The organism is Mesorhizobium sp. M0815 (assembly GCF_040319995.1).
In the GTDB taxonomy this organism is placed as follows: Bacteria; Pseudomonadota; Alphaproteobacteria; order Rhizobiales; family Rhizobiaceae; genus Mesorhizobium.
Genome location: NZ_JAMYOU010000011.1, coordinates 99,599 through 121,960 on the forward strand (window position 1 = coordinate 99,599; position 22,362 = coordinate 121,960).

The window sequence follows — 22,362 nt, forward strand, 5'->3', positions numbered from 1 at the left end:
GCTTCAGCCCAGCCGCGCCGGGATCAATCCGCGCAGCGAGTTGCCGACGAACAGCGCCTTGGCCGATTTCAGTTCGCTCCATGTGTAGATTGCTTCGCGGGCGCGGCCTTGATCCAGCAGTTCGCCGCGCAGGACGCCAGGCAGCAGGCCGCAATCGAGCCGCGGCGTGGCCAGCACGCCGTCGCCGAATTCGGCAAAGACATTGGTGATCGTGCCCTCGCAGATTTCGCCGCGCTCATTGGCGAGCAGCACCTCGTCGGCCCGGCCGGCGAGATATTCGGCGCGGGCGCGCGTATAGATTTGTCGGCGGCTGGTCTTGTGGCGCAGCAGCATATCGCTCGAATCAAGCCGCACGCGCGCCAGCTGCACGGTCCAGACCTTGTCTGCGGCGAGCGGCGCGTAGGGCTGCACCGAAACCGCTACATCGCCCTTGCGCGACAGGACGAGGCGAGTGCGCAACGCAATGTGCTGGCGGCCGACCGCATTCATCAGCGCTTCACCGACCCGTTGCGGGTCGCAGCCGAAGCCGAGTTCGTCTGCCGAGCCGTAAAGCCGCGCGAGATGGCGGTCGAAACGGAGGAAACCCGAGCCGGGTTCCCAGCGCATTGTTTCGATCAGTTCGAGATCGGCAGTGTTCCCGTCGCGAAACGGGCTTTCAGCAGACACTCCTGGTACTCCTCTTCGGCTGTCGAATCGAAGACGACGCCACCGCCGACATTGTAGACTGCCTCGCCATTGGCAAAGAGCGAGATGGTGCGGATCGCCACCGAAAAGCGCATCCGGCCGCCGGGGGCGATCCAGCCTATGGCGCCGCAATAGACATCGCGCGGGCCACCTTCCAGCTCGCGCAGGATCTCCATGGCACGGATCTTCGGCGCGCCGGTGATCGAACCGCAGGGGAACAGCGCGGCGAAAATCTGGCGGATGGCGAGGCCGGGCAAAAGTTTCGCCCGCACGCGGCTCACCATCTGGTGGACCGTCGGGTAGGTCTCGATGCGGAAAAGCTCCGGCACATCGAGCGTGCCAACCTCGCTGATCAGTGAGATGTCGTTGCGCAGGAGATCGACGATCATCCGGTTCTCGGCCTGGTTCTTCTCGTCGTTGCGCAAGAACGCTTTCAGGCGATCGTCCTCCGCCTTGGTGGCGCCGCGCGGCGCAGTGCCTTTCATCGGATGCGTCTCGATCATGCCTTCCGCGTCGACCTCGAAGAACAGTTCCGGCGAACGCGACAAGACGATCGGATCGCCAAGCGCGACCAGCGCCCCATACTTCACCGGCTGGCGTTCGGTCAGCGCGTTGAAGGCGTCCAGCGGATCGCCCGACCATTGCGCGTGGACCGGAAAGGTCAGATTGCCCTGGTAGCAGTCGCCCTTGCGGATGTGGTCATGCAGCCTGGCAAAGCGTTTGGCGTAGTCGTCCGAGGACCAGGCTGCCTTGGGGTCGAAGATTGGGCCGTTGCTAGCCGGCAGATCGCCTGGCGCGACCGTCTCTTCGACCGGCGGGTCGAACACGCCGAGGCAGAAAAGCGGGGCGCGGCGGCCGGCTGGCAGCAGCGGAACGAGCTTGGGCTCGAGCAGGTAGCCGGCCTCGTAGGAGAAATAGCCGGCCAGCCATTTGCCCCCATCATGTGCAGCCTGCGCGGCTTCAAGCGCCGGCAGGAAGTCCGCCTCGCCATGCGCCGAGATGATCTCGGCCGGCCGGTCGAAAACGAGCTGACGCGCGGTCTCGTCGTTCCGGAAAATTGCAAAGGGCAGGGGCAGGGACATAAGGCTCGGATGCTGCGGTCACCAGCGATCGATCTATATGGGGGCTCGACCGTGCGCAATCGAGGGAACGGCGTCTCAAGACGCAAAGGCGCGGCGGGGCAAAAACAAAAGCGGCGCCCGAGAGCGCCGCCTTGTTCCAAATGCCGCCTTGCGATGGATCAGGTGTTGCTGGCTTCCCCCGCGGTCGGGAAGCGGCGCGCAAATTCCTTTTCGTCGCCGGCGGCAAGCAGTTTCGCCTGCTCGATCCAGCGTTCACGTTCGATGCGTCCGTCGAAATTCAACGTCGCCTCGATCCGCCTGACATCGTCGGGCGTCCAGGCGGCGATCTGGGCATAGGTCGTGACCCCAAGCCCTTTGAGCAGCCGCTCGTTGGTCGGGCCGATGCCGATCAGGCGACGCAGATCGTTGGCTTTGCCCGCCGCTGCGGTCGTTGCGTTGCCGGTCGCGGCTTTCTTTGCCGCCGGCGCAGCCTTGCTTGCCGCTGGCGCAGGCTTTTTTGCCGCTGGCGCAGTCTTGGGTGCGGCGCTCGCTTTCGATGCAGCCGGCTTCGGCGTTGCCGTTTTCGCCGCACTTGTGCGTGGCGCGGTCGCAGCCTTGGCCGTTGCAGATTTCTTCGGCGCCGGTTTGGCCGGCGCGGATGTCGACATCAGGGTTGACGGTGCCTGCATCGCCGCCTTGGTCGCGCCGGCCTTGGCGGCTGGCGCCTTGGCTGTTGCCGCCTTCGCGGTTGGCGCCTTGGCGGCCGGCGCCTCGCCCAGCCGCCGCTCGAGGTCGGCGCGGGCGCGGCCGCATGCATCCAACTCACCGGTCAGACGGTCGCTATCGGCCCGCAATCTGTCGCGTTCGCTGCGCGTGCGGTCGAGATCGCCGCGCAAACTGTCGAGTTCGCCACGCAGGCGTCCCCAAATGAACCAGCCAACCAACACACCTACCAGGAACGCCAGGAGCATGTAGAAAAAAGTGCCCATTGTCTTTCTCTCTCCAGTCCGATCCGTCCGCCCTGGCCTGTGGAGCCATGACCTCGGCGAAGGACCATTCGATGGTGGTTCCGCAATTTGCAGAACAGCCGGCTTCGATCGAGCTGTCGGCGACCGGTTTGCCCCTGGCCAACAACCGTTGTCGCATCCGCCGACGCGCCATGACCGGTCGGGACTTTCCGACCGGATCCATTCGTGCCCGGCTGAGCTTGAGGGCGGACGCTATCATACAGCTTACGGGAATCTAACGGAAAACTTCCATGGAAAGTTATTTAAGAACAAATATCCAAGACAAGAATAGAACCATCGTCAATATGCATTGCAGCTAAACTGTTCTGGAAAACCCGGTCACCCGGTGTTGCGCATCACCCAGTGTTGCGCATCACTTGTCCAGTGCTTCCAGCTCGTCGATCAGTCCGCTGATCACACCAAGCCCGATCTGCCAGAAGGCAGGGTCCGCCGCGTCAAGGCCGAACGGCGCCAGAAGCTCGGAATGATGCTTGGTGCCGCCGGCGCGCAGCATGGCAAAATATTTCTCCTGAAAGCCGCGCTCGGCGTTCTGGTAGACCGCGTAGAGCGAGTTCACCAGGCAATCGCCGAATGCATAGGCATAGACGTAGAAAGGCGAGTGGATGAAGTGCGGGATATAGGTCCAGAAAACCTCGTACCCCTCGCGTAGCTTGATCGCCGGCCCGAGGCTTTCCGCCTGCACTTCCAGCCAGAATTGGCCGAGCTTGTCGGAGGTCAATTCGCCGCTCTTGCGCTCGGCATGCACCTTGCGCTCGAACTCGTAGAAGGCGACCTGGCGCACGACCGTGTTGATCATGTCCTCGACTTTCTGGGCGAGCATGGCCTTGCGTTCGCGCTTGTCGGTGGTCTGCTCGAGCAACGAGCGAAAGGTCAGCATTTCGCCGAACACCGATGCGGTTTCGGCCAGCGTCAGCGGCGTCGACGCCATCAGGGCGCCCTGGCCGCCGGCCAGCACCTGGTGCACGCCGTGGCCGAGCTCGTGCGCCAGCGTCATCACGTCGCGCGGCTTGCCCATGTAGTTGAGCAACACATAAGGATGCGCCGAAGGCACGGTCGGATGGGCGAAGGCACCAGGCGACTTGCCGGGTCTCACCGGTGCATCGATCCAGTTGCGGTCGAAGAAAGTTCTGGCGATCTCCGCCATGTCGGGTGAAAAGCGCTGATAGGCGGAAAGCACGGTGTTCTTGGCCTCGTCCCAGCCGATGACCGCCTGCGGGGTCTCCGGCAGGGGCGCGTTTCGGTCCCAATGGTTCATCACGTCCATGCCGAGCCAGCGCGCCTTCATCGCATAATAGCGATGCGACAGGCGCGGATAGGCGTCGCGAACCGCCGCGGCGAGTGCGTCCACCACGCTGCGTTCGACGCGGTTGGCGAGATGGCGGGAATCGGCAATGTCCTCGAAGCCCCGCCAGCGGTCGGAGATCTCCTTGTCCTTGGCCAGCGTGTTGGTAATCAGCGTGAAGACGCGCAAATTCTTGCGGAAAGTTGCGGCCAGCGCTTCGGACGCCCGGCGGCGCACCTCGCCGTCGGCGTCCTGCAGGCGATTGAGCGCCGGCTCAAGCGTCAACTCCTCGCCGTCGAGGCCGAAGCGCAAATCGGTCATCGTCTCGTCGAACAGGCGGTTCCAGGCCCCGCGCCCGGTGATCGACTTTTCGTGGAAGAGTTGCTCGATGCGGTCTTCGAGCTGATATGGCTTGTCCTTGCGCAGATCGAGCACCCAGGGCCGGTAGTGGGCGAAGGCCGGATCGGCGGCGAGTGCGTTTTCGATCGCGCCATCGTCGATGAGGTTCAGCTCGAGCGCGAAAAACAGCAGGTGCGCGCTGGCATCGGTCATCTTTTCCTGGATGTCGCCATAGAGCTTGGCGCGCTGCGGATCCGACGTGTTGCCGGCATAGACAAGCCCGGCATAGGAGACGATCCGGCCGATCAGCTCCTCCAGCGCTTCATAGGCCTGGAGCGCCTCGCCCAGCCTGCCGGCGCTGCCACGCCCGGCCTCGGCGGCGAGCGTGCGTTTCCAACGGCTCTCGAAGGCGATGGCATCGGCGGCGGCCTTGGCGATGTCGCGCTTCAACTCGGGCGCTTCCATGCCCGAATAGAGATCGGCCAGATTCCATTCCGGCAGGTCGCCAAGCTCCGCCACGCCCTGACCGGACGCCGCCGCCAGCTTTCGAGCAAAAACCATGCGCATTGCCGATCCTTCCAGACACGAAAATTCGAGGAAACGAGAAGCCGGTCAAATCCTAAGGAATTCATTCACCGGGTTTTTTGAAAGCTTATTTAGAACCCTGTGCCAAGATGATCCATAGGGCGCATTCTCGGGCGGGCACGGTCGGATCAGTCATGGCAGCTTCCATACTCATAGTCGATGACGATCCGGTGCAGCGCAGGCTGCTCGAGGCGGCGGTGACGAAATTCGGCCACACCGCGATCGTCGCCGATGGCGGCGAGGCCGGTCTCGATGTTGTCGACGGGCCTAATGCGCGCGACGTCTCGGTGGTCATCCTCGACCTGATGATGCCGGGCCTCGATGGCATCGGCGTGCTGAAGGCAATGCGCGAGCGCGGCATCCACATTCCCGTCATCGTGCAGACCGCCCAGGGCGGCATCGAAACCGTCGTTTCGGCAATGCGTCACGGCGCCTTCGACTTCGTCGTCAAGCCGGCCTCTCCCGACAGGCTGCAGGCGTCGATCGGCAATGCCCTCAAGGTCGAAGCGCTCGAAGGCGAAGTGAAGCGCTCGTCACGGCAGCGCGGCGGCCATCTGACGTTCAAGGACATGATCACTCACAGTCCGGCGATGGATCGGGTGATCCGGCTCGGCCGCAAGGCGGCGGCGTCCAACATTCCGATCCTGATCGAGGGTGAATCCGGCGTCGGCAAGGAACTGGTGGCGCGCGCCATCCAGGGCAGCGGCGACCGCCGCTCGAAACCCTTCGTCACCGTCAATTGCGGCGCCATCCCCGACAATCTGGTCGAATCGATCCTGTTCGGTCACGAAAAGGGCTCGTTCACCGGCGCCACCGAAAAACACACCGGCAAGTTCGTCGAAGCGCATTCGGGCACGCTGTTCCTCGACGAAATCGGCGACCTGCCGCTCGACGTGCAGGTCAAGCTGTTGCGCGCCGTACAGGACGGCGAGGTCGATCCGGTAGGCGGGCGCTCGACCGTCAGGGTCGACATCAGGCTGATCTCGGCAACCCATCGCAACCTGCTGCAGCAGGTAAAGGACGGCAAGTTCCGCGAGGATCTGTTCTATCGTCTGAACGTCTATCCGATCTTCGTGCCGCCATTGCGCGACCGTCGCGACGACATTCCCCATCTGGTCGAGCACTTCATGGAGAAGATGGCGCCCGCCGATCCGCGCCACCGTCTGCGAGGCATCTCGGCTGCGGCGCTCGCCATGCTGCAGGCCTATGACTGGCCGGGCAATATAAGGCAGCTCGAAAATGCCGTCTTCCGGGCTTCGGTGCTCGCCGAGGGCGACATGCTGACCGAAGAAGAGTTCCCGCAGATCCGGGCGCAGGTCGAGGGCACGGTCAATCTCGATGCGGATATCGCCTCGCCAGCTTCAGGGGGGCCAGCTTCAGGGTGGCCAGCTTCCGGATTGGCTTCGGGCAGCCTGCCGCGTGATAACATCCCGGCCGCCGTCGGCGCCGCCGCGGCCGAGCCCAACGCGCCGGCCAGACCCCGCTTCGGCACGCTGCGGGCGCTCGACGAGCGCGGCAATGTGCGTGCGCTGGCCGATGTCGAGCTCGAAATGATCAAGCTCGCCATCGACCACTACAACGGCCAGATGAGCGAGGTCGCCCGCCGCCTCGGCATCGGCCGGTCGACGCTCTACCGCAAGCTCAAGGAATACGGCATCGACCCGGAGACCGGCCGTGTCGAGAGGCTCGCTTCCTGAGTCACAGGGCCAAGCCGGTTCTCATCCGGACATCATTCCAGGCAACTGAGTCTCGTAATGACGTGTTCGCCGCAATGTTCACGTATTAAGGCGGACGGTAACAGATCGTGTTTCGAGCTGGCGCCAAAACATGATCTAAACCAGCGGTTTACCAAGATATCCTGCGCAATATTTTTGGCGGGATATCGCCACGGTGTTACCGCATTTCGGCTTCAATAAGCGATGATTAACCATTAGGATCGATATTCGGATGCACATCTAACGCATCCGTTTGGTCAAATCCGGGGACAAAACGGCAGCCTGCAAGGCCTTTTGATTTGAACAGAATCGAACGACACAAAAACGGGCGGCATTATCACATGAGCGTCTGGCCGAGATGGCTGGCAGCGGTGATTGTTGCCGTCGGGTTCCTTGCAACGGCGGCAACCGGCGCCGGCGCCGAGACACGTTCGCTGAAGCTCTATCATCTCCACACGCATGAAAAGGCGGAGATCGTCTACAAGCGCAACGGCCGCTACGATCAAGCGGGCTTGCGAAAGATCAACATCATCCTGCGCGACTGGCGTCGCAACGAGCCGACCAAGATGGATCCGCGCCTGCTGGACCTGGTCTGGGAAGCCTATCGGGAGAGCGGCGCCACCGACTATATCCAGGTCGTCTGCGGTTATCGTTCGCCGTCGACGAATTCGATGCTGCGCAGCCGCAGTAGGGGCGTCGCCGAGAAGAGCCAGCACATGCTCGGCAGGGCGATGGATTTCTACATTCCCGGTGTGCCGCTGAAGAAGCTGCGCGACATCGGCCTCAGGATGCAGGGCGGCGGCGTCGGCTATTATCCCAGCTCCGGCTCGCCCTTCGTGCATATGGATGTCGGCAATGTGCGCCACTGGCCCGGCATCAGCCGCCAGGAACTGGCGCGCGTGTTCCCCAACGGCAAGACGCTGCATGTGCCGAGCGACGGCAAGCCGCTGCCCGGTTATCAACAGGCGCTCGCCTCCTACAAGGCCCGTAAGGGCGCCGGCGCGCCGGCCATCGAACTGGCCAGCGCAAGCGGCGGTGGAAAAAAATCCCGCGGCTTCCTGGCAGCCTTCTTCGGCGGCGGCGACGACGAGGCGGACGACAGCGCCGATGTGGCGATGGCCGAGCCAGCGCCAAAGCCCCGTAACGTGAAGCCAGCGCCGTCGGCCAAGAGCAGCAATCTGCCTGGCATCGCCATCGTGGCGCCTCGGGATGCCAAGCGTGCCGAGATTCCGGAAGTCGCCGATGCTCCGGCGCCTGCGCCTGAACCGGAGAACGACACGCCGGAGACGATCATCGCGGCATTGCCGGCGCGCAGCATTCCGCTGCCGGATTTTGCTCCGCGCCCGAAGGCCGACATCGGTGCCCAGCCGCCTGAAAACGTTCCGTTCGGCGTGGCGGATGCGACTGCATCCACCGAACAGGCGGTGGCAACCGCGCAAGCGCCGGCAAGTGTGGCGTCGGCAAGTGTTCCGTTCGGCATGGCAGACGCGTCGGCTACGGCCGGCCCGGTGCAGGTCGCGACAAACAACATTCCCGTGCCGAGTTGGCGGCCCGATCATTCGCTGCCGGCCGATCTTTCGTCGGCTGGTCTTGCGCCGCAGGACAAGCAAGTATTGCTGGCGCTCGCGAGTGCGGCCGAGCGGAGCAACACCGCCACCGATGCATTCTCGGTATTGCCGTCGGCGCGGCCCGACAGTTCGCAGCCCGACGAGGTCAAGGCCGTTCTGGAACGGGTCAGCGCGACCGACGAATACAAAGTCGCTTCGCTTTCCGAGCAAGCATCGGTGTTCGAGGAACCGGCGAGTGACGACGCATCGAGCGACGGGGCGTCGCCGCGCAAGGCCATCGTTGCCCGCCCGGCCGGCTCCGACCCGACGGCCGTCATCGGCGCGGGCGTGAAGACCACACGCAAGGAACCCAGGGCCACCGCCCGCGACCTGAAACCAGGCCCCAAGCCGGTGGTGGTCGCTGCCGCGCCGCAGGCTGCCCGTTGGGCGCTGCACAGCGGCGAGTATGTCGCGACCGTTTCAGACGCGACAACGGCGCCGCGCTATGCTTACGACTTCGTCCGTACGGCACCGAGCGAGGTCTATACCGTCGGCTTCCAGCCGGGCAACGAGATGGCCGACGCCAACCGGTTCACCGGCAAGGCCGTCAAGTTCATGTCGGTGGCCCGCTTCCAGACCGAATAACAGCTGGGCAAATATCGTAGAGGCCGCGCTGGCAACCGGCGCGGCTGCCGCCACCGCCGGCACTGGCTTCCTTCGTGCCGGGATGCTAACCAAGGTCAGCATTCTCCCGCTTCGTCTAATGGTAGGACAGCGCCCTTTGAAGGCGTGAATCGTGGTTCGAGCCCATGAGCGGGAACCAGCCGGCGAACCAGATCGGCAGCAGGCCAGATCGGCGGCGATGCTAGCGCCCGAGCTTGCTCGCGGCGCGCGCCAAGGCTTCGATCTCGTCCCATTTGCCGGCCTTGACCAGATCGTCCGGCGCCACCCAGGAACCGCCGACGCAGATGACGTTGGGCAGGCTGAGATAGTCGGCGGCATTCTGGCCGGTGATACCGCCGGTCGGGCAGAATTTCACGTCGGCGAGCGGCGAGGCGAAGGCCTTGAGCGAGGCGATGCCGCCCGACTGTTCGGCCGGGAAGAATTTCAGAAAGCGCAGGCCGGCTTCGCGCGCGGCCATGACCTCTCCCGGCGTGATGGCACCGGGCAGCAACGGCACTTCGCTGTCCTTGGCTGCCGCGAGAAGCTCGCGGGTGATGCCGGGGCTGACGATGAACTTCGAACCGGCGGCCGCCGCCTCGCCGAACTGGCGGGCGTCCAGGATGGTGCCGGCGCCGACGACGGCGTCTTCGACCTCGCCCGCCACCCGGCGGATCGCCTCCAGCGCGTCGGCGGTGCGCAGCGTAATCTCGATCGCCGGCAGGCCGCCGCGGGCCAACGCCCGGGCCAGCGGCACCGCGTCGGCGGGATTGGCGATCTTCAGCACCGGTATGACCGGCTGGCCGTTGAGGAGCGACAGGAGCTTTTCGGTCGTGCTGGGCATTCGTCGTCTCTCCTCTGTTGATCAAGTCGACCGGTTAGCAGAAGGCGGTTTTTCTGTCCACGAAACGCGGCGTGTCGCGATGTCACGCGTGGTGTTCGAAACCCGTCGCGGGCAGACCGCTCCCGGCTCTGCCTTGATCCGGCTGTCGTGAGCGTTTAGTGGCTTGGAGATGACACTGTCCGGCCAAGCCTTCCGTGTTGCCGCGCTTTACCGCTTCGCCCGGCTCGACACCTTCGAGGCGCTGCGCGCGCCGCTCGCCGCCTTCTGCTGCGCACGCGGCATCAAAGGCACGCTGCTTTTGGCGCGTGAGGGCATCAACGGCACGGTCGCCGGCAGTGAAGCGGCAATCGCGGCGCTCATCGGTCATCTCGAATCCATCGAAGGTCTCGCCGGCCTCGAGATCAAATACAGCAGCGCCGCAGCGATGCCGTTCCACCGCATGAAGGTGCGGTTGAAGCGCGAGATCGTCACCATGGGCGTGGACAATATCGACCCGGCGGCAGGTGCAGGCACCTATGTCGCGCCGGCCGACTGGAACGCATTGATCTCGGATGCAGGCACCATCGTCATCGATACGCGCAACGCCTACGAGGTATCGCTCGGCACCTTCAAGGGCGCTGTCGATCCCGCCACTGCCAGCTTTCGCGAATTCCCGGCCTGGGTCGAGCAGCATCGGCATGAGCTCGAGGGGCGCAAGGTCGCCATGTTCTGCACCGGCGGCATACGCTGCGAGAAGGCGACGGCCTATGTGAAGTCGCTTGGCTTCGAGGATGTTTTCCACCTCAAGGGCGGCATTCTGAAGTATCTCGAAGACGTGCCCGCCGAACAGAGCCTCTGGCAAGGCGAATGCTTCGTGTTCGACGAGCGCGTTTCGGTATCGCACGGATTGGTCGAAGGCGAGGCCGAACTCTGCCGCGCCTGCCGGCATCCGCTAGCCGCAGAAGACCGGCTGTCGCTGGAATATGCAACCGGCGTTTCATGCCCGCATTGCTTCGATGCCCGCTCGGAGGAGGATCGCGCCCGCTATGCCGAGCGCCAGCGCCAGGTCGAGCTGGCGCAAGCGCGCGGCGATCGTCACATCGGAAGTTAGCTTCACGTCAAGCAACTTCACGTTAAGCAACAGAGAAGCGATCGATGACCCACAGCCATGTCCCGTCGTTCTGCCGGCGTGCGACCTCGGTGGTGATCGTGCCGTCGGGAAGCCGGGTCGAGGTGAGCGCGAGGTCGCCATTGATGACAGCCGGACGCTGATCTCCGGACTGAAATTTTCGGCCGGTTGCGGTGATCTCCGCGAACAGCGTTTGGATGGCTTCGCGGCCGAACGTCAGTTGTCCGCCACCGCTGTCGATGACTGCATGCGGCTCAAAAAGCGCGGCCATGCCGTCAATGTCTCCGACCCATTGCCGTGAAATCAGCAGGCGCTCCAGTTCCTGGGGATCGCGTGCCGGCTGGCGGTCAGTCTCATCGGTCATGCCAGGCTCCTCGCAAGCGACATGCCGCGACATTACTCGAAGTCGGGGCTGGTTTCGACACTTCCAAGGTCCACAGCACTGCATGTTTTTAGGGTGCGGAAGGAGGCTGAAGCAGTTTGATTTCCGTGTGAAATCCCAGCAGATGTCGGTGCGAGGTCACGCGTGGCAGCGGGCAAAAGGATGCACCGCGTCATTGTAATGTCAAACTGCGGGACCTAGGTCTTCGACGTGCAAACCTGCCCGCGCACCTTCGGCCGGGCCAATTCTGGAGGCATAGATGTTCGATCCCAAGAAGCTCCTCGACGACCTGCTCGGCTCGCAAGTTCCCGGTACCGGATCGACCGTCCGTGACAAGGCGGGGCAGGCGGTGCAGATGGCCAAGGACAATCCGCTTGCCGCCGGTGCGCTGGCCGCGGTGCTGCTCGGAACCGGCCCAGGCCGTCAGGTCACCGGTGCGGCGGTGAAGCTCGGCGGCCTGGCCGCGATCGGCGGCCTCGCCTACAAGGCTTACCAGAACTACAAGAGCGGCAACGCGCCGGCCGAAACGCAAGCCGCCGGTGAACCGGAATTGCTGCCGCCGCCGGCCGATACCGCCTTCCATCCGTCGCAAGCGCCGCAGGGCGAAGACGAATTCACGCTGACGCTGGTCAGGGCGATGATCTCGGCGGCGAAGGCCGACGGTCATGTCGATGACGAAGAGCGGCAGAAGATCGCCGGCAAGCTCAGCCTCGCCGGCGTCGGCGCCGAAGCGGAGAAATTCCTGATGTCGGAACTGGACGCGCCGCTCGATCTGGATGTGCTGATCGCCGGCGCCAAGACCGATGCGCAAAAGCTGGAACTCTACACCGCCTCGCGTCTTGCCATCGATCCGGACACGCGGGCCGAACGCGGCTATCTCGACCTGCTTGCTGGCCGCCTCGGCCTGCCGGACGCGCTGGTCGACCATGTCGAGGCGACGGTGACGGCGGCGAAGGTGCCGGCAGCGGGCAGCACGGCCAAGCCGGTGACCGGTTCGCGCTGGTAGCTTGAAGGGGAGAGCCTCGGAGCGCTCGGCGGCATTCGCGTTAGCTCTCGTTAATCCGGTGAGCGCATGATTTCAGGCAGTCGGATCGGCTTTCCTCCTCCCAAGCCCGGTTCGGATCAGGGGCGGTCGCCAATGGCCGCCCTTTTTGCGAGCACAGGCCTTGGGCCGGCTTGCCATGGTTCCCGTCATTTGCGATGCCTCATCCCTTTCAGGGAGTACAGCCATGAGCGACTATAAAACCGCCATCGTCACCGGCGCCGGTACGGGCATCGGCAAAAGCGTCGCCACGGCGCTGCTCAAGGCCGGCTGGAATACGGTCTTCTGCGGTCGCCGCAAGCCGGTGCTGGAGGATGCGATCGCCGCCGCCGGGCCGACACAGGCCAAGGCATTGGCGGTCGCCTGCGACATCAGCAAGGCCGATCAGGTCGACGATCTGTTCGAGACGGTGGCAGCGGCCTTCGGGCGCGTCGACCTGCTCTTCAACAATGCCGGCACGAGCTACAAATCGACATTGATCGACGATATCCCGGTCGAGGTGTGGAACGACATCGTCGGGGTCAATCTCACCGGCTCGTTCCTGTGTGCTCGCGGCGCGTTCGGCGCCATGCGCAGGCAGCAGCCGATGGGCGGCCGCATCATCAACAACGGCTCGGTATCGGCCTATGCGCCACGGCCGGGCTCGGTGCCCTATACGGCGACCAAGCACGCCATCACCGGGCTGACCAAGACGCTGGCGCTGGACGGCAGGCCCTTCGACATTGCTTGCGGTCAAATCGACATCGGCAACGCGCTGACCGACATGGCGCAAGCGATGACGGTCGGCGTGCCGCAAGCCAACGGCACCATTGCCGCCGAAGCGGTGATGGATGTCGAGCGCGTCGCCGATGCCGTCCTTCACATGGCCAGCCTGCCGCTCGACGCCAACGTGCTGTTCATGACCGTGATGGCGACCAAGATGCCGTTTGTCGGCCGCGGCTAGTCTCAGCCCGGTCGCGTTCGACCGGCCTCATGCGACGCGCTTTAGGTTCTTGTTTATGCATGTCGTTATCACAAACCGCTGCACACTTTTGCGCGACATGCATTAGGGCCGCGTGACGGGAAGCGGCACGCCGGGAAGATACAGCGAAATCGGGCGGATTTCGTAGACGGCGGTCGGATTGACGCGGCGAAGGTCGCGCGCAATGTCGACAGCGGCGTCACGGTTGGCGCAGTCGACAACATAGAGTCCCAGCAATTGTTCCTTGGTCTCGGCGAAGGGGCCGTCAACAACCATTCCGGTGCCTGGCCCGCGCAAGGTGCAGGCGTCTTGTGTCGCGCCGAGCCGCGCCGCCGGTCCGAGGGTGCCTTGCCGATAAAGCCGATCGTTGATCTGGAGAAGATCGGTCATCAGCGCCGAATCCTGCTCCGGCGTCAGCGCCGTAATCGCTTCTTCCTCGTGATAGGCTAGAATGGCATAGAACATCTGGCGTCTCCTTTCGTCGATCGTGGCCTCACTTCGTCAGAAACGTCTCGATCCGCTCCAGCGCGCGCAGGATGTTCTCTTCGGAATTGGCGTAGGATAGCCTGACATAGCCTTCGCCGAGAATACCGAAATCGGGGCCGCCGATCAGCGCCACGCCGGCATCCTCGAGCAGCGCCGAGGCGAGCTTCTTGGCCTTCCAGCCGGTCTTGGAAACATTGGGGAAGGCATAGAAGGCGCCTTTCGGCGTAATGCAGGAAACACCGGGCAAGGCATTCAACCCCTCGACCACGACCTTTCTGCGGCGGTCGAAGGCGCGCATCATCGTGTCGACATCGTCCTGCGGGCCGTCGATGGCGGCTATGCCGGCATACTGGCTCGGCGCGTTGACGCAGGACCAGCAATTGACCGCCAGCTTGCGCACCTTATCGTAGAGATGCGCGCCCTTGTCGCCGTTCGGCCAGATCGACCAGCCCATGCGCCAGCCGGTCATTGCCCAGGTCTTCGACCAGCCGTTGAGCACGATCAGCCGGTCGCGGATTTCGGGGAAAGCGAGCAGCGAACAATGCGTCTCGCCGTCATAGGTCATCACGTCGTAGATCTCGTCGGAAAGGATGGCGACATCCGGGTGCGCTTCCAGGCCCTTGACCAGCTTCTCGATCTCGGCGCGCGGTGTGACGCCGCCGGTCGGATTGGCCGGCGAGTTGAGGATCAGCAGCCTGGTCTTCGGCGTGATCAGCGCCAAGGTCTCCGCGGCCGAAAAGGCAAAGCCGTTCTCCTCGCGCATCGGCACCGGGATGGGGGCAGCACCGGTGAACTCGATCATCGAGCGGTAGATCGGAAAGCCGGGATCGGGATAGAGAATTTCGGCACCCGGCTCGCCAAACATCAGGATCGCCGCGAACATGGTCGGCTTGCCGCCGGGCAGGATCATCACCGCTTCCGGCGAGACTTCGACGCCGGTGGTGGCCAGCGTGCGGCGTACCACCGCTTCGCGCGTCGCCAGCAGGCCGTTGGCCGGCGTATAGCCGTGATGGCCATCGCGTAGCGCCTTGATCGCGGCCTCGACGATATGCTGCGGCGTCTTGAAGTCGGGCTGGCCGATGCCGAGATTGACAATGTCGCGGCCCTGGTGGGCAAGTGCAGTGGCACGCGCCAGCACTGCGAACGCATTTTCCTCGCCGAGGCGGTCGAAGGCCGAAATCGTGTGGAGCATTTTTCCCGTCCGTGTGGTTCTTTCAGCGAGCGTGCGTTTTTGTGAGCGTCCGCCCGCAAAAGTCAAACGGATTGGAGTTTTCGGTGTCGGAAAATCTCAAGAATTGGCAACCGCGCCCGCGGCCCGAACGCAAGTTGCTGGAGGGGCGCACTGTCAGGCTGGAGCCGCTCAACGCCGAAAAGCACGGCGACGGCCTGTTCGAGGCCTCGTCAGTGGTCGATGCCGGCGGCCGCTTCGCCTGGCTGTTCGACGACCCGCCGCAGACCCGCGCCGCCTTCCAGCCATGGCTGGACAAGGCCGAAGCCAGCGATGACCCGCTGTTCTTCACGGTCATCGACAAGGCCAGCGGCAAGGTCGCCGGGCGCCAGACGCTGATGCGCATCGATCCGGCCTATGGCGTGATCGAGATCGGCAACATCTATTGGGGACCGCTGATCTCGCGCAAGCCGGCGGCGACGGAAGCGCAGTTCCTGTTCATGAAGTACGTCTTCGACGAGCTTGGCTACCGCCGCTACGAATGGAAATGCAACAATCGCAACGAGCCGTCGAAGCGCGCGGCGGAACGTTTCGGCTTCAAGTTCGAGGGCGTTTTCCGTCAGCATCTTGTGGTCAAGGGCGAAAACCGCGATACCGCGTGGTATTCGATCATCGATAAGGAATGGCCTGATCTGCGCAGAGCCTATGAGGCGTGGCTCGATCCGGCCAATTTCGACAGCGATGGCCAGCAGAAGCGGCGGCTCGAGGATTTCCGCGCCGAGTTTGGCGCGTAGCAGGAGCTCATAGATGGCGCATACCCACGACCATGCCGCGCAGGGCCACGACCACAGTCACGGTGCCGGGCATGTGCATGGCTCGACCGACAAGAAGCGCGTGCTGATCGCGGCTTGCCTGACCGCCGGCTTCATGGTCGTCGAAGCGCTTGGCGGTCTCCTGACGGGATCGCTGGCGCTGCTGGCGGATGCCGGCCACATGCTTGCCGACTGCATTGCGCTCGGCCTTGCCTGGTATGCCTTTCATCTTGCGAGCCGGCCGGGGACCGTGCGCCTCACCTACGGCTTCGGCCGGGTCAAGACACTGGTCGCCTACACCAACGGCATCGCCATCTTCGCCATTGCGCTGTGGATCGTCTATGAGGCCTGGGGGCGTTTGCTGACGCCTGAGCCCGTGCTCGGTGGGCCGATGCTGGTCGTTGCGATCGCCGGCCTTGCGGTCAATATCGGCTCTTTCTTCGTGCTGCATGGCGGCGACCGTGACAGCTTGAACATGCGCGGCGCCATCCTGCACGTGCTCGGCGACCTGCTTGGCTCGGCCGCGGCGATCATCGCGGCGCTGATAATCCTGGCGACGGGCTGGACGCCTATTGATCCGATCCTATCGGTCCTTGTCGCGCTGCTGATCCTGTCCACGGCATGGTCGCTGATGCGCGAGGCTGCCCACGTCCTGCTCGAAGGCGTGCCGGCAAGCCTCGACCGCGACCTGATCGCGAGGGACATCGAAGGCTCGATCAAGGGCGTGCGCGAGGTGCATCACATGCATGTCTGGTCGATCGACGGTTCCAGCAACATGGCGACGTTGCATGCCTGCCTCAATGACGGCGTCGACGCGCATATGGCGGTCAGCGCGATCAAGAAACGGCTTGCGCAGGAGCATGGCATAGCCCATGCCACCGTCGAACCGGAATTCGGCCAATGTGCCGACAGCCATGAGCATGATGGCGAGCACGATCACGCGCATGATGCGGCACCGCACCGTGGCCACTATCACTGATTTCGGGAGTTCCTGGTATTGGCAACGATCGACATGAACGCCCGCTACCCTGGGGCCGCGTGATGGACCGCGACACCCGCAATGCGGCAATCGGCGCCGCCTGGATTTTGCTGCTGTTCGGCATCGCAGCCTATTATCTTCCAACCGTGATGCTGGCGGTCGGCAACGTCTCGACGGTTCTTGCCGGCGTCGTCGCCGCGATCTTCATGGTGGCAATCTTCGTCGTGTTCTGGCTGCGTAGCCGCAGCCAGCGCAAAAAGGGAAAGTGACATGCGCATTCTGATTACCGGCGCGGCAGGCATGGTCGGCCGCAAGCTCATTGCCCGGCTGGCCAAGGACGGGACACTCGGCGGCCGCAAGATCGCCGCGCTCGACCTTCACGACATCGTGCCACCGCAGGCGCCCGCCCTCGAAGGCGTCAGCATCAGCGTCCACACCGGCGACCTTGCCGCGCCGGGCGCGACGACAAATCTGGTCGCGCCGCGGCCCGACGTGATCTTCCATCTCGCCGGCGTGGTGTCGGGTGAAGCGGAGGCCAATTTCGATCTCGGCTACCGCGTCAATCTCGATGGCACAAGGGCGCTATTCGATGCCGTCCGGCTGGCGGCATTTGCGCCGCGCCTCGTCTTCACCTCATCGATCGCCGTGTTCGGCGCGCCGTTTCCCGAAATCATTCCGGACGAGTTCCACCCGACGCCGCTGACCTCTTACGGCACGCAGAAGCTGATGGGCGAGGCGCTGCTTGCCGACTATACCAGGCGTGGCTTCTTCGACGGCATCGGCATCAGGCTGCCGACCATCTGCGTCAGGCCGGGAAAGCCGAACAAGGCGGCCTCGGGTTTCTTCTCCGGCATCATCCGCGAGCCGCTGAGCGGCCATGAAGCCATCCTGCCGGTGCCGCGCTCGGTCGTCCACACACACGCCAGCCCGCGTTCGGCGGTGAATTTTTTGATCCATGCGGCTGGAATTGACGGCGCTGCAGTCGGGCCGCGCCGCAACCTGACGATGCCGGGCGTCGCCGTCAGTGTCGGCGAACAGATCGAAGCGCTGGAACGTGTTGCCGGCGCCAAGGCGGTCAAACTGATCCGCGAGGAGCCCGACGAGACGATCTGGGCGATCGTGAAGGGTTGGCCGACACGCTTCGAGGCGCGGCGCTCGAGGGAGCTTGGCTTCGCTGCCGAAACGAGCTTCGACGAGATCATACGCGTCCATATCGAGGACGAGTTGGGCGGCAGGATCCCTAGTTAAAGCACCCCGATCGGGCGCAACGAGGTCAGGCGCCAGTCAGGCTGGCCGATAGCAGCAGCAGACCGAACAGGAAGACGAAGGCGGCACCGCCGATTTCGACGAAGGAATGGATGCGGTTGCCCATGCGGCCGTCGCCGGCGAAATACACCGCCCAGTTCTTCGCGGTGACCGCAAGCGTCGCCAGAGCCGAGACGGTGATTGCGGTGCCTAACGCCATGGCCAGCACCGACAGGATACCGCCGAACCACAGCCCATTTAGCAAGGCGAAGCTCAGCACGATCAGCGCGCCGGAACAGGGGCGGATACCGACGGCAGCCACCGCCGACCAAGCCGTGCGCCAGTCGAAGCGATCGCCGGAAAGCAGCGCCGGGTCGGGCGCATGCGAGTGCCCGCAGGTCTCGCAGACCTCCCCCGCCGCATGGCTGTGGTGATCGTGCGCAGCATGGGCGTGGTCGTGTGCGCCGTGGTCATGATGGTCATGCGCATGGTCGTGATCGTCATGCGCATGAAGCGCGTGGGAATGTGCCGCATGGGCATGCGCGGAATGTGAATGGCCGGCATGTGAATGGCCGGCATGGGCAGCCGAGAGGCTGTAGCCGGGATTTGCGCCGAACAGGCGCAGGATGGCCGGGCCAGCCTTGCGCCACAGCAGCCAGGCGCCGAACAGGGTGACGAAGACATAGCTCATGATTTCGAGGAACCATGCGGCGTCGGTCATCGATATCGCGGTGCCGCGCAGCACGAAATAGGCGAGCAGCATCACCACGATCGCGGTCAGCGCCTGCAGCAGGGCCGAGACGAAGGACAGCATGATGCCGCGCCGGAGCGCCACTTCATTGGCCACCATGTAGGATGAGATCACCGCCTTGCCGTGACCGGGGCCGGCAGCGTGGAAAATGCCATAGGCAAAGGACAGGCCGATGAGCAGCCACATCTTGCTGCCGTCCTGGCGCATCGCCTTCATCGCGCCGGCAAGCGCATGATAGAATTCCTGCTGGCGCAGATTGATCCACATCAGGATGTGGGCGAACGGGCCGGTGGCGGTTGGAGCCATGCCGTCATTGGTGCCGATGCCGAGCGAGCTCTGGGCGTGGGCGGAGCCGAGAAAGTGCGTCATCACAAAGGCGGCGGCCAGAAGACCGACTGCCAAACGCAGGGACGGTTTCGTCACTGGATCTATCCTTCCGGCTGACAGGTCAGTTCAAGCTTGGTGGCAAAGATCTTGCTCATGTCGGTGCCCGTCGGATCGTTGAAGAACGCGTCGGTCAGGGTCTTCTGGTTCTGGGCGATCGCCTCATCCGGATTCGGGCGGACAACCTTGCTGGTGCAGGTCGGCGGCAGGCCATCGACCTGCAGATGGGCATCCTCGGTGAAATCGATCGCGGTGTAGAAGGTCGGGTCGTACACCCCGATGTCGATCTTGCCGCTGAGCTTGATCGGCGCCTTCGGTTCAGATTCGAACAGGATGATCAACTGGTCGTTGTCGAAATTGGCCATCAGCTGCGGCGGCGGGGTCATTGCCACGTCCTTGCCGTCGACGGTGACGAGCTGGAAGTAGTTGAATTCGGCAAGCGAGGCATGGACGGTGTCGGCAACATCCTTCAGCTCCTTGTCGTCGAGCTTCAGGTCGGAATTCTTGTCGAACTCCATCATCACCGTGCTCGAAAACAAGTCGTCGAAGCGCCAGACATGGCGCAATGCCTTCACAGTTTGGTGATCCGGCCCGAGGACCACTTCGAGCCGGGCCTCGGCGAAGACGTGGGGATGCACCTCAGCCGGTCCGACGGCGGCAAGCGTCGCGCTCAAGGCCGAAGCCAGCATGATTGCTTGCTGTTTCAGGTGCATTCTCGGTCGCAATTCAATTGGCTTCGGTGAATTGCCGACAGTTACCAGAAAGGGGGCGAAAATGGGACCGCAGGGCGGCTGAAAGCTCATGCGGTGTCCAGCGCCTTGAACCACTGCACCAGGAAGTCGACGAATACGCGAACTTTTGCAGGCAGATAGCGCCGGTGCGGGTAGACGGCGAAGATGCCGCCGCCGGGCAGGATGCGGTCATCCAGCGCAGTCACCAGCTTGCCGCTTTCGATGTCGGGCGCGGCGATGAAATCCGGCAGGATGGAAAATCCCAACCCAGCCACGGCAGCGGCCCTTGCCGCCATCGGGCTGTTGACCTCGATCGGGCCGGAAACCGAAACGCTCACGGTATCGCCGCTGTCGCCCTTGAACGGCCAGTTGGTGAGCCAGCGGCCATTGGTGTCGATGATGCAAGGCACGCGGGCAAGGTCTTGCGCCCTGACCGGCATGCCGTGCTTGGCGATCAGTTCGGGAGACGCGCAAAGCCGTACCGAAAATGGCGCCAGGCGCCTGGCGATCAGCGAGGAATTCTCCAGCCGCGAAATGCGCACCGCCAGATCGAAACCCTCTTCGACCAGATCGACGAAGCGATCGTCGAGATGAATGTCGAGGACGATGTCGGGATGCTGCTTGGCGAAGTCGATCAGCGATTGGCCGATCGGCGCGTCGGCGAAAGTACGCGGCGCCGACAGCTTGATCCTGCCGCGCACGTCGCCGGAGGATTCGCGCACCGCATCGGCAAGGCTGTCGACCTCGCGCACGATCTCCGAGGCGCGCCGGTAATAGGTGTGGCCGGCCTCGGTCAGGGAGAACTGCCTGGTGGTCCGGTTGAGCAGCAGCGCGCCGAGTTCGTCCTCGAGCTCGCGCACATATTTCGACAATAACGCCTTCGAGCGACCGATCTTGCGCGCCGCCGCCGAAAAGCCTTCGGCCTCGACCACGTCGATGAAGGCACGCATGCGGGTCAGCGTATCCATGTCATGCGCCTCCTTGGCGGGCTGAAAGGATGCGGGCGGCCAGCGCAATCAGCTGCCGGTCGCTGTTCTTCGGGCCGAGCAGCGAAAGGCCGAACGGCGCCCCGCCGGTCTTGCCGAGCGGCAGCGTGATTTGCGGAAAACCGGACAGGCCGGAAAGGCATAGCAGTCTCAGCGCGCGCTCGCGATAGGTCTGCAAATCGTCGAATGTCGCGGCCTTGAGCGGCGCGGCACCCGGAGCGGTGGGAAGCACAAGAACGGCGTCGTCGCCAAGCAGGCCGGCAAGTTCGAGGCGAAACGAAACGCGACGTTCCGTTTCGTGCTGCGCGGTTGTCGCGCTGATGGTCGCGCCATGCTCGAAGCGCTCCTTGACGCCGGGGCCGAGCATGCGGTCGCCGCCGGCGATCCAGGCGCCGTGGCTTTGCCAGGCTTCATAGCCCTGCAGCTTACGGAAGCACCAATAAAGATCGTCGATTGAATGCGACAGCGGGCCAACGCTGCGCGGCGCGCCCAGCACCGACGCGACACTGCGGACCATGGCGCGATATTCATCCGCCTCCAGCGGGCCGAGCACGAGGCTGTCCAGCGCGTCGAGGGCAAAAGGGCGTACCAGTTCGTGGCGATGCGGATCGTCGCCGAGCAGCACCGTGCCGACCTTTTCGTAAGTGACGATATCCCTGGCGAACCAGCCGAACGTGTCCAGCGAAGGCGCCAGCGGCATGGTGCCGTCGAGCGGGATGCGGCCATGCGTCGTCCTGAGGCCGATCAGGCCGCAGAAGCTTGCCGGCGCACGGATCGAGCCGCCGGTGTCGGACCCGGTGGCGATGTCGGCGAGCCCGCCGGCTACCGCCGCGGCAGAACCGGAGGATGAGCCGCCGGTGACGCGGTCGGGTGCCGCCGGATTGATCGGCGACGGGAAATGCGCGTTCAGCCCCAGCAGGGAAAAGGCGAGTTCGTCGGTCTGCGTCTTGCCGACGAAGCGTGCGCCCGAATCAAGCAGCGCCTGGACGGCCGGCGCGGTCGCCGTGGCCGGTGAAGCTTCCCGGTATTTCTGCGGATTGCCGCAGCCGGTGCGGTAGCCGGCGACGTCGAAGATATCCTTGACGGCCAGCCGCAAGCCGACAAGCGGGCCGGATTGCGCATTGGTAACAGGGGCTTGATCAAGGTCGAGAAAAGCGTTCAGCGGGCCGCGAGTGCCTGTCATGCGTTCGATATCCGGATGTGCTTGCCGCAGCATTGTTCTTCTGGTTGCCGCAGCATTGTTCGATGCCACAAATTTTACAACCTGCCATACGATTTTTATTGATTGTGAAATCTTTCGCTCTTATATCGCGCTTGCCCAAAGTCGCACGTGCCTGTGGGTGTCCGCCGATCCTCGAATGGTGAGGGATATCGGTAAGGTAACTGGAGCCAACCCCTCCAGTCGGTTTAGCGGCCAACCGCCAACCGAGGACACCTTGAAGCAACGACGGTGCGGGCCTTTCTGGTGTTCTGCCGGTCGTCCAAAGACCGGGGTTACTGAAGAGGCACACCTTCATTGCCGGCAGTGCGGACGGGTCTCCCATCCAAGCCAAGGCAGACAAAGCGAACCGAGGCCGGGCAA

Annotated in this window: 21 protein-coding genes and 1 tRNA gene; 10 read left to right on the forward strand and 12 right to left on the reverse strand. The window is 63.9% G+C overall.

The genetic code is table 11. From position 1 onward, the window contains the following. Positions 1 to 3: 3 nt before the first annotated feature. From NKI01_RS14725 to NKI01_RS14740, 4 genes are all read right to left on the reverse strand, one after another. On the reverse strand, positions 4 to 666 hold the full coding sequence (locus NKI01_RS14725; protein ID WP_352494712.1) for an aminotransferase class IV family protein: 663 nt from the start codon (positions 664 to 666) through the stop codon (positions 4 to 6). Beyond that, positions 615 to 1,766 carry an aminodeoxychorismate synthase component I gene (locus tag NKI01_RS14730; protein WP_352963678.1) on the reverse strand — a complete coding sequence of 384 codons (1,152 nt, stop codon included), beginning with the start codon at positions 1,764 to 1,766 and terminating at the stop codon, positions 615 to 617. The genes NKI01_RS14725 and NKI01_RS14730 overlap by 52 nt, the downstream gene beginning before the upstream one ends. Before the next feature lie 158 nt (positions 1,767 to 1,924). Beyond that, positions 1,925 to 2,734 carry a helix-hairpin-helix domain-containing protein gene (locus NKI01_RS14735; RefSeq protein WP_352481948.1) on the reverse strand — a complete coding sequence of 270 codons (810 nt, stop codon included), beginning with the start codon at positions 2,732 to 2,734 and terminating at the stop codon, positions 1,925 to 1,927. Between the two features lie 391 nt (positions 2,735 to 3,125). Further along, the gene (locus NKI01_RS14740) at positions 3,126 to 4,961 is read right to left on the reverse strand and encodes a M3 family oligoendopeptidase (RefSeq protein WP_352640197.1); all 1,836 of its coding nucleotides are present in this window, start codon (positions 4,959 to 4,961) and stop codon (positions 3,126 to 3,128) included. A gap of 152 nt (positions 4,962 to 5,113) precedes the next feature. Here NKI01_RS14740 and NKI01_RS14745 point away from each other — a divergent pair, with 152 nt between their 5' ends. From NKI01_RS14745 to NKI01_RS14755, 3 genes are all read left to right on the forward strand, one after another. Further along, the gene (locus NKI01_RS14745; RefSeq protein ID WP_352546778.1) at positions 5,114 to 6,676 is read left to right on the forward strand and encodes a sigma-54-dependent transcriptional regulator; all 1,563 of its coding nucleotides are present in this window, start codon (positions 5,114 to 5,116) and stop codon (positions 6,674 to 6,676) included. A 359-nt stretch (positions 6,677 to 7,035) separates the two neighbouring features. Further along, on the forward strand, positions 7,036 to 8,886 hold the full coding sequence (locus tag NKI01_RS14750; RefSeq protein WP_352963683.1) for a peptidoglycan L,D-endopeptidase MepK: 1,851 nt from the start codon (positions 7,036 to 7,038) through the stop codon (positions 8,884 to 8,886). Between the two features lie 104 nt (positions 8,887 to 8,990). Continuing rightward, positions 8,991 to 9,064 (forward strand) — tRNA-Gln (locus NKI01_RS14755). 42 nt (positions 9,065 to 9,106) lie between these two features. Here the strand turns inward: NKI01_RS14755 and NKI01_RS14760 are convergent. After that, positions 9,107 to 9,745 carry a 2-dehydro-3-deoxy-phosphogluconate aldolase gene (locus NKI01_RS14760; protein ID WP_352481952.1) on the reverse strand — a complete coding sequence of 213 codons (639 nt, stop codon included), beginning with the start codon at positions 9,743 to 9,745 and terminating at the stop codon, positions 9,107 to 9,109. Between the two features lie 169 nt (positions 9,746 to 9,914). On the opposite strand from NKI01_RS14760, the gene trhO reads away from it, so the two are divergent. Beyond that, positions 9,915 to 10,835, forward strand: coding sequence for an oxygen-dependent tRNA uridine(34) hydroxylase TrhO (gene trhO, locus NKI01_RS14765; protein WP_352481954.1), 921 nt, complete (start codon positions 9,915 to 9,917; stop codon positions 10,833 to 10,835). 22 nt (positions 10,836 to 10,857) lie between these two features. Here trhO and NKI01_RS14770 read toward each other — a convergent pair whose 3' ends face one another. Next, complete coding sequence (locus tag NKI01_RS14770) at positions 10,858 to 11,217, reverse strand: YybH family protein (protein WP_023720199.1); 360 nt, start codon at positions 11,215 to 11,217, stop codon at positions 10,858 to 10,860. A gap of 277 nt (positions 11,218 to 11,494) precedes the next feature. Between NKI01_RS14770 and NKI01_RS14775 the strand changes: the two genes are divergently transcribed. Next, the gene (locus NKI01_RS14775; RefSeq protein WP_023720200.1) at positions 11,495 to 12,241 is read left to right on the forward strand and encodes a tellurite resistance TerB family protein; all 747 of its coding nucleotides are present in this window, start codon (positions 11,495 to 11,497) and stop codon (positions 12,239 to 12,241) included. Positions 12,242 to 12,464: 223 nt separating this feature from the next. Further along, complete coding sequence (locus tag NKI01_RS14780; RefSeq protein ID WP_352845592.1) at positions 12,465 to 13,220, forward strand: SDR family oxidoreductase; 756 nt, start codon at positions 12,465 to 12,467, stop codon at positions 13,218 to 13,220. Positions 13,221 to 13,322: 102 nt separating this feature from the next. Here the strand turns inward: NKI01_RS14780 and NKI01_RS14785 are convergent, their stop codons facing one another. Continuing rightward, the gene (locus NKI01_RS14785) at positions 13,323 to 13,703 is read right to left on the reverse strand and encodes a YciI family protein (protein ID WP_023720202.1); all 381 of its coding nucleotides are present in this window, start codon (positions 13,701 to 13,703) and stop codon (positions 13,323 to 13,325) included. Positions 13,704 to 13,731: 28 nt separating this feature from the next. Further along, positions 13,732 to 14,916 carry a pyridoxal phosphate-dependent aminotransferase gene (locus tag NKI01_RS14790; protein WP_023720203.1) on the reverse strand — a complete coding sequence of 395 codons (1,185 nt, stop codon included), beginning with the start codon at positions 14,914 to 14,916 and terminating at the stop codon, positions 13,732 to 13,734. A gap of 83 nt (positions 14,917 to 14,999) precedes the next feature. Between NKI01_RS14790 and NKI01_RS14795 the strand changes: the two genes are divergently transcribed. The 4 genes from NKI01_RS14795 to denD all read left to right on the forward strand — a co-directional run bounded on the left by NKI01_RS14795 (position 15,000) and on the right by denD (position 17,931). After that, entirely contained in the window at positions 15,000 to 15,686 is a 687-nt protein-coding gene (locus tag NKI01_RS14795; RefSeq protein WP_023720204.1) for a GNAT family N-acetyltransferase, read from the forward strand. 13 nt (positions 15,687 to 15,699) lie between these two features. After that, positions 15,700 to 16,683: a cation diffusion facilitator family transporter gene (locus NKI01_RS14800; protein ID WP_023720205.1), complete on the forward strand. Its 984-nt coding sequence runs from the start codon at positions 15,700 to 15,702 to the stop codon at positions 16,681 to 16,683. Positions 16,684 to 16,745: 62 nt separating this feature from the next. Further along, entirely contained in the window at positions 16,746 to 16,952 is a 207-nt protein-coding gene (locus tag NKI01_RS14805; protein WP_031194351.1) for a hypothetical protein, read from the forward strand. A gap of 1 nt (position 16,953) precedes the next feature. Continuing rightward, positions 16,954 to 17,931: a D-erythronate dehydrogenase gene (gene denD, locus NKI01_RS14810; protein WP_352590598.1), complete on the forward strand. Its 978-nt coding sequence runs from the start codon at positions 16,954 to 16,956 to the stop codon at positions 17,929 to 17,931. Between the two features lie 25 nt (positions 17,932 to 17,956). Here denD and NKI01_RS14815 read toward each other — a convergent pair whose 3' ends face one another. The 4 genes from NKI01_RS14815 to NKI01_RS14830 all read right to left on the reverse strand — a co-directional run bounded on the left by NKI01_RS14815 (position 17,957) and on the right by NKI01_RS14830 (position 21,963). Continuing rightward, entirely contained in the window at positions 17,957 to 19,111 is a 1,155-nt protein-coding gene (locus NKI01_RS14815) for a nickel/cobalt transporter (RefSeq protein WP_352482093.1), read from the reverse strand. After that, positions 19,108 to 19,776: a DUF1007 family protein gene (locus tag NKI01_RS14820; protein WP_023720209.1), complete on the reverse strand. Its 669-nt coding sequence runs from the start codon at positions 19,774 to 19,776 to the stop codon at positions 19,108 to 19,110. The genes NKI01_RS14815 and NKI01_RS14820 overlap by 4 nt, the downstream gene beginning before the upstream one ends. An 86-nt stretch (positions 19,777 to 19,862) precedes the next feature. Next, on the reverse strand, positions 19,863 to 20,762 hold the full coding sequence (locus tag NKI01_RS14825; protein ID WP_023720210.1) for a LysR family transcriptional regulator: 900 nt from the start codon (positions 20,760 to 20,762) through the stop codon (positions 19,863 to 19,865). Between the two features lies 1 nt (position 20,763). After that, complete coding sequence (locus NKI01_RS14830; RefSeq protein ID WP_023720211.1) at positions 20,764 to 21,963, reverse strand: amidase; 1,200 nt, start codon at positions 21,961 to 21,963, stop codon at positions 20,764 to 20,766. Positions 21,964 to 22,362: the final 399 nt, after the last annotated feature.

Excerpts from the sequence above, each read along its gene's own strand:
- NKI01_RS14730 (WP_352963678.1), bottom strand. The coding sequence starts at position 1,766 with ATGTCCCTGCCCCTGCCCTTTGCAATTTTCCGGAACGACGAGACCGCG.
- NKI01_RS14735 (WP_352481948.1), bottom strand. The coding sequence starts at position 2,734 with ATGGGCACTTTTTTCTACATGCTCCTGGCGTTCCTGGTAGGTGTGTTG.
- NKI01_RS14740 (WP_352640197.1), bottom strand. The coding sequence starts at position 4,961 with ATGCGCATGGTTTTTGCTCGAAAGCTGGCGGCGGCGTCCGGTCAGGGC.
- NKI01_RS14745 (WP_352546778.1), top strand. The coding sequence starts at position 5,114 with ATGGCAGCTTCCATACTCATAGTCGATGACGATCCGGTGCAGCGCAGG.
- NKI01_RS14750 (WP_352963683.1), top strand. The coding sequence starts at position 7,036 with ATGAGCGTCTGGCCGAGATGGCTGGCAGCGGTGATTGTTGCCGTCGGG.
- NKI01_RS14760 (WP_352481952.1), bottom strand. The coding sequence starts at position 9,745 with ATGCCCAGCACGACCGAAAAGCTCCTGTCGCTCCTCAACGGCCAGCCG.
- trhO (WP_352481954.1), top strand. The coding sequence starts at position 9,915 with ATGACACTGTCCGGCCAAGCCTTCCGTGTTGCCGCGCTTTACCGCTTC.
- NKI01_RS14770 (WP_023720199.1), bottom strand. The coding sequence starts at position 11,217 with ATGACCGATGAGACTGACCGCCAGCCGGCACGCGATCCCCAGGAACTG.
- NKI01_RS14775 (WP_023720200.1), top strand. The coding sequence starts at position 11,495 with ATGTTCGATCCCAAGAAGCTCCTCGACGACCTGCTCGGCTCGCAAGTT.
- NKI01_RS14780 (WP_352845592.1), top strand. The coding sequence starts at position 12,465 with ATGAGCGACTATAAAACCGCCATCGTCACCGGCGCCGGTACGGGCATC.
- NKI01_RS14785 (WP_023720202.1), bottom strand. The coding sequence starts at position 13,703 with ATGTTCTATGCCATTCTAGCCTATCACGAGGAAGAAGCGATTACGGCG.
- NKI01_RS14790 (WP_023720203.1), bottom strand. The coding sequence starts at position 14,916 with ATGCTCCACACGATTTCGGCCTTCGACCGCCTCGGCGAGGAAAATGCG.
- NKI01_RS14800 (WP_023720205.1), top strand. The coding sequence starts at position 15,700 with ATGGCGCATACCCACGACCATGCCGCGCAGGGCCACGACCACAGTCAC.
- NKI01_RS14805 (WP_031194351.1), top strand. The coding sequence starts at position 16,746 with ATGGACCGCGACACCCGCAATGCGGCAATCGGCGCCGCCTGGATTTTG.
- denD (WP_352590598.1), top strand. The coding sequence starts at position 16,954 with ATGCGCATTCTGATTACCGGCGCGGCAGGCATGGTCGGCCGCAAGCTC.
- NKI01_RS14820 (WP_023720209.1), bottom strand. The coding sequence starts at position 19,776 with ATGCACCTGAAACAGCAAGCAATCATGCTGGCTTCGGCCTTGAGCGCG.
- NKI01_RS14825 (WP_023720210.1), bottom strand. The coding sequence starts at position 20,762 with ATGGATACGCTGACCCGCATGCGTGCCTTCATCGACGTGGTCGAGGCC.
- NKI01_RS14830 (WP_023720211.1), bottom strand. The coding sequence starts at position 21,963 with ATGACAGGCACTCGCGGCCCGCTGAACGCTTTTCTCGACCTTGATCAA.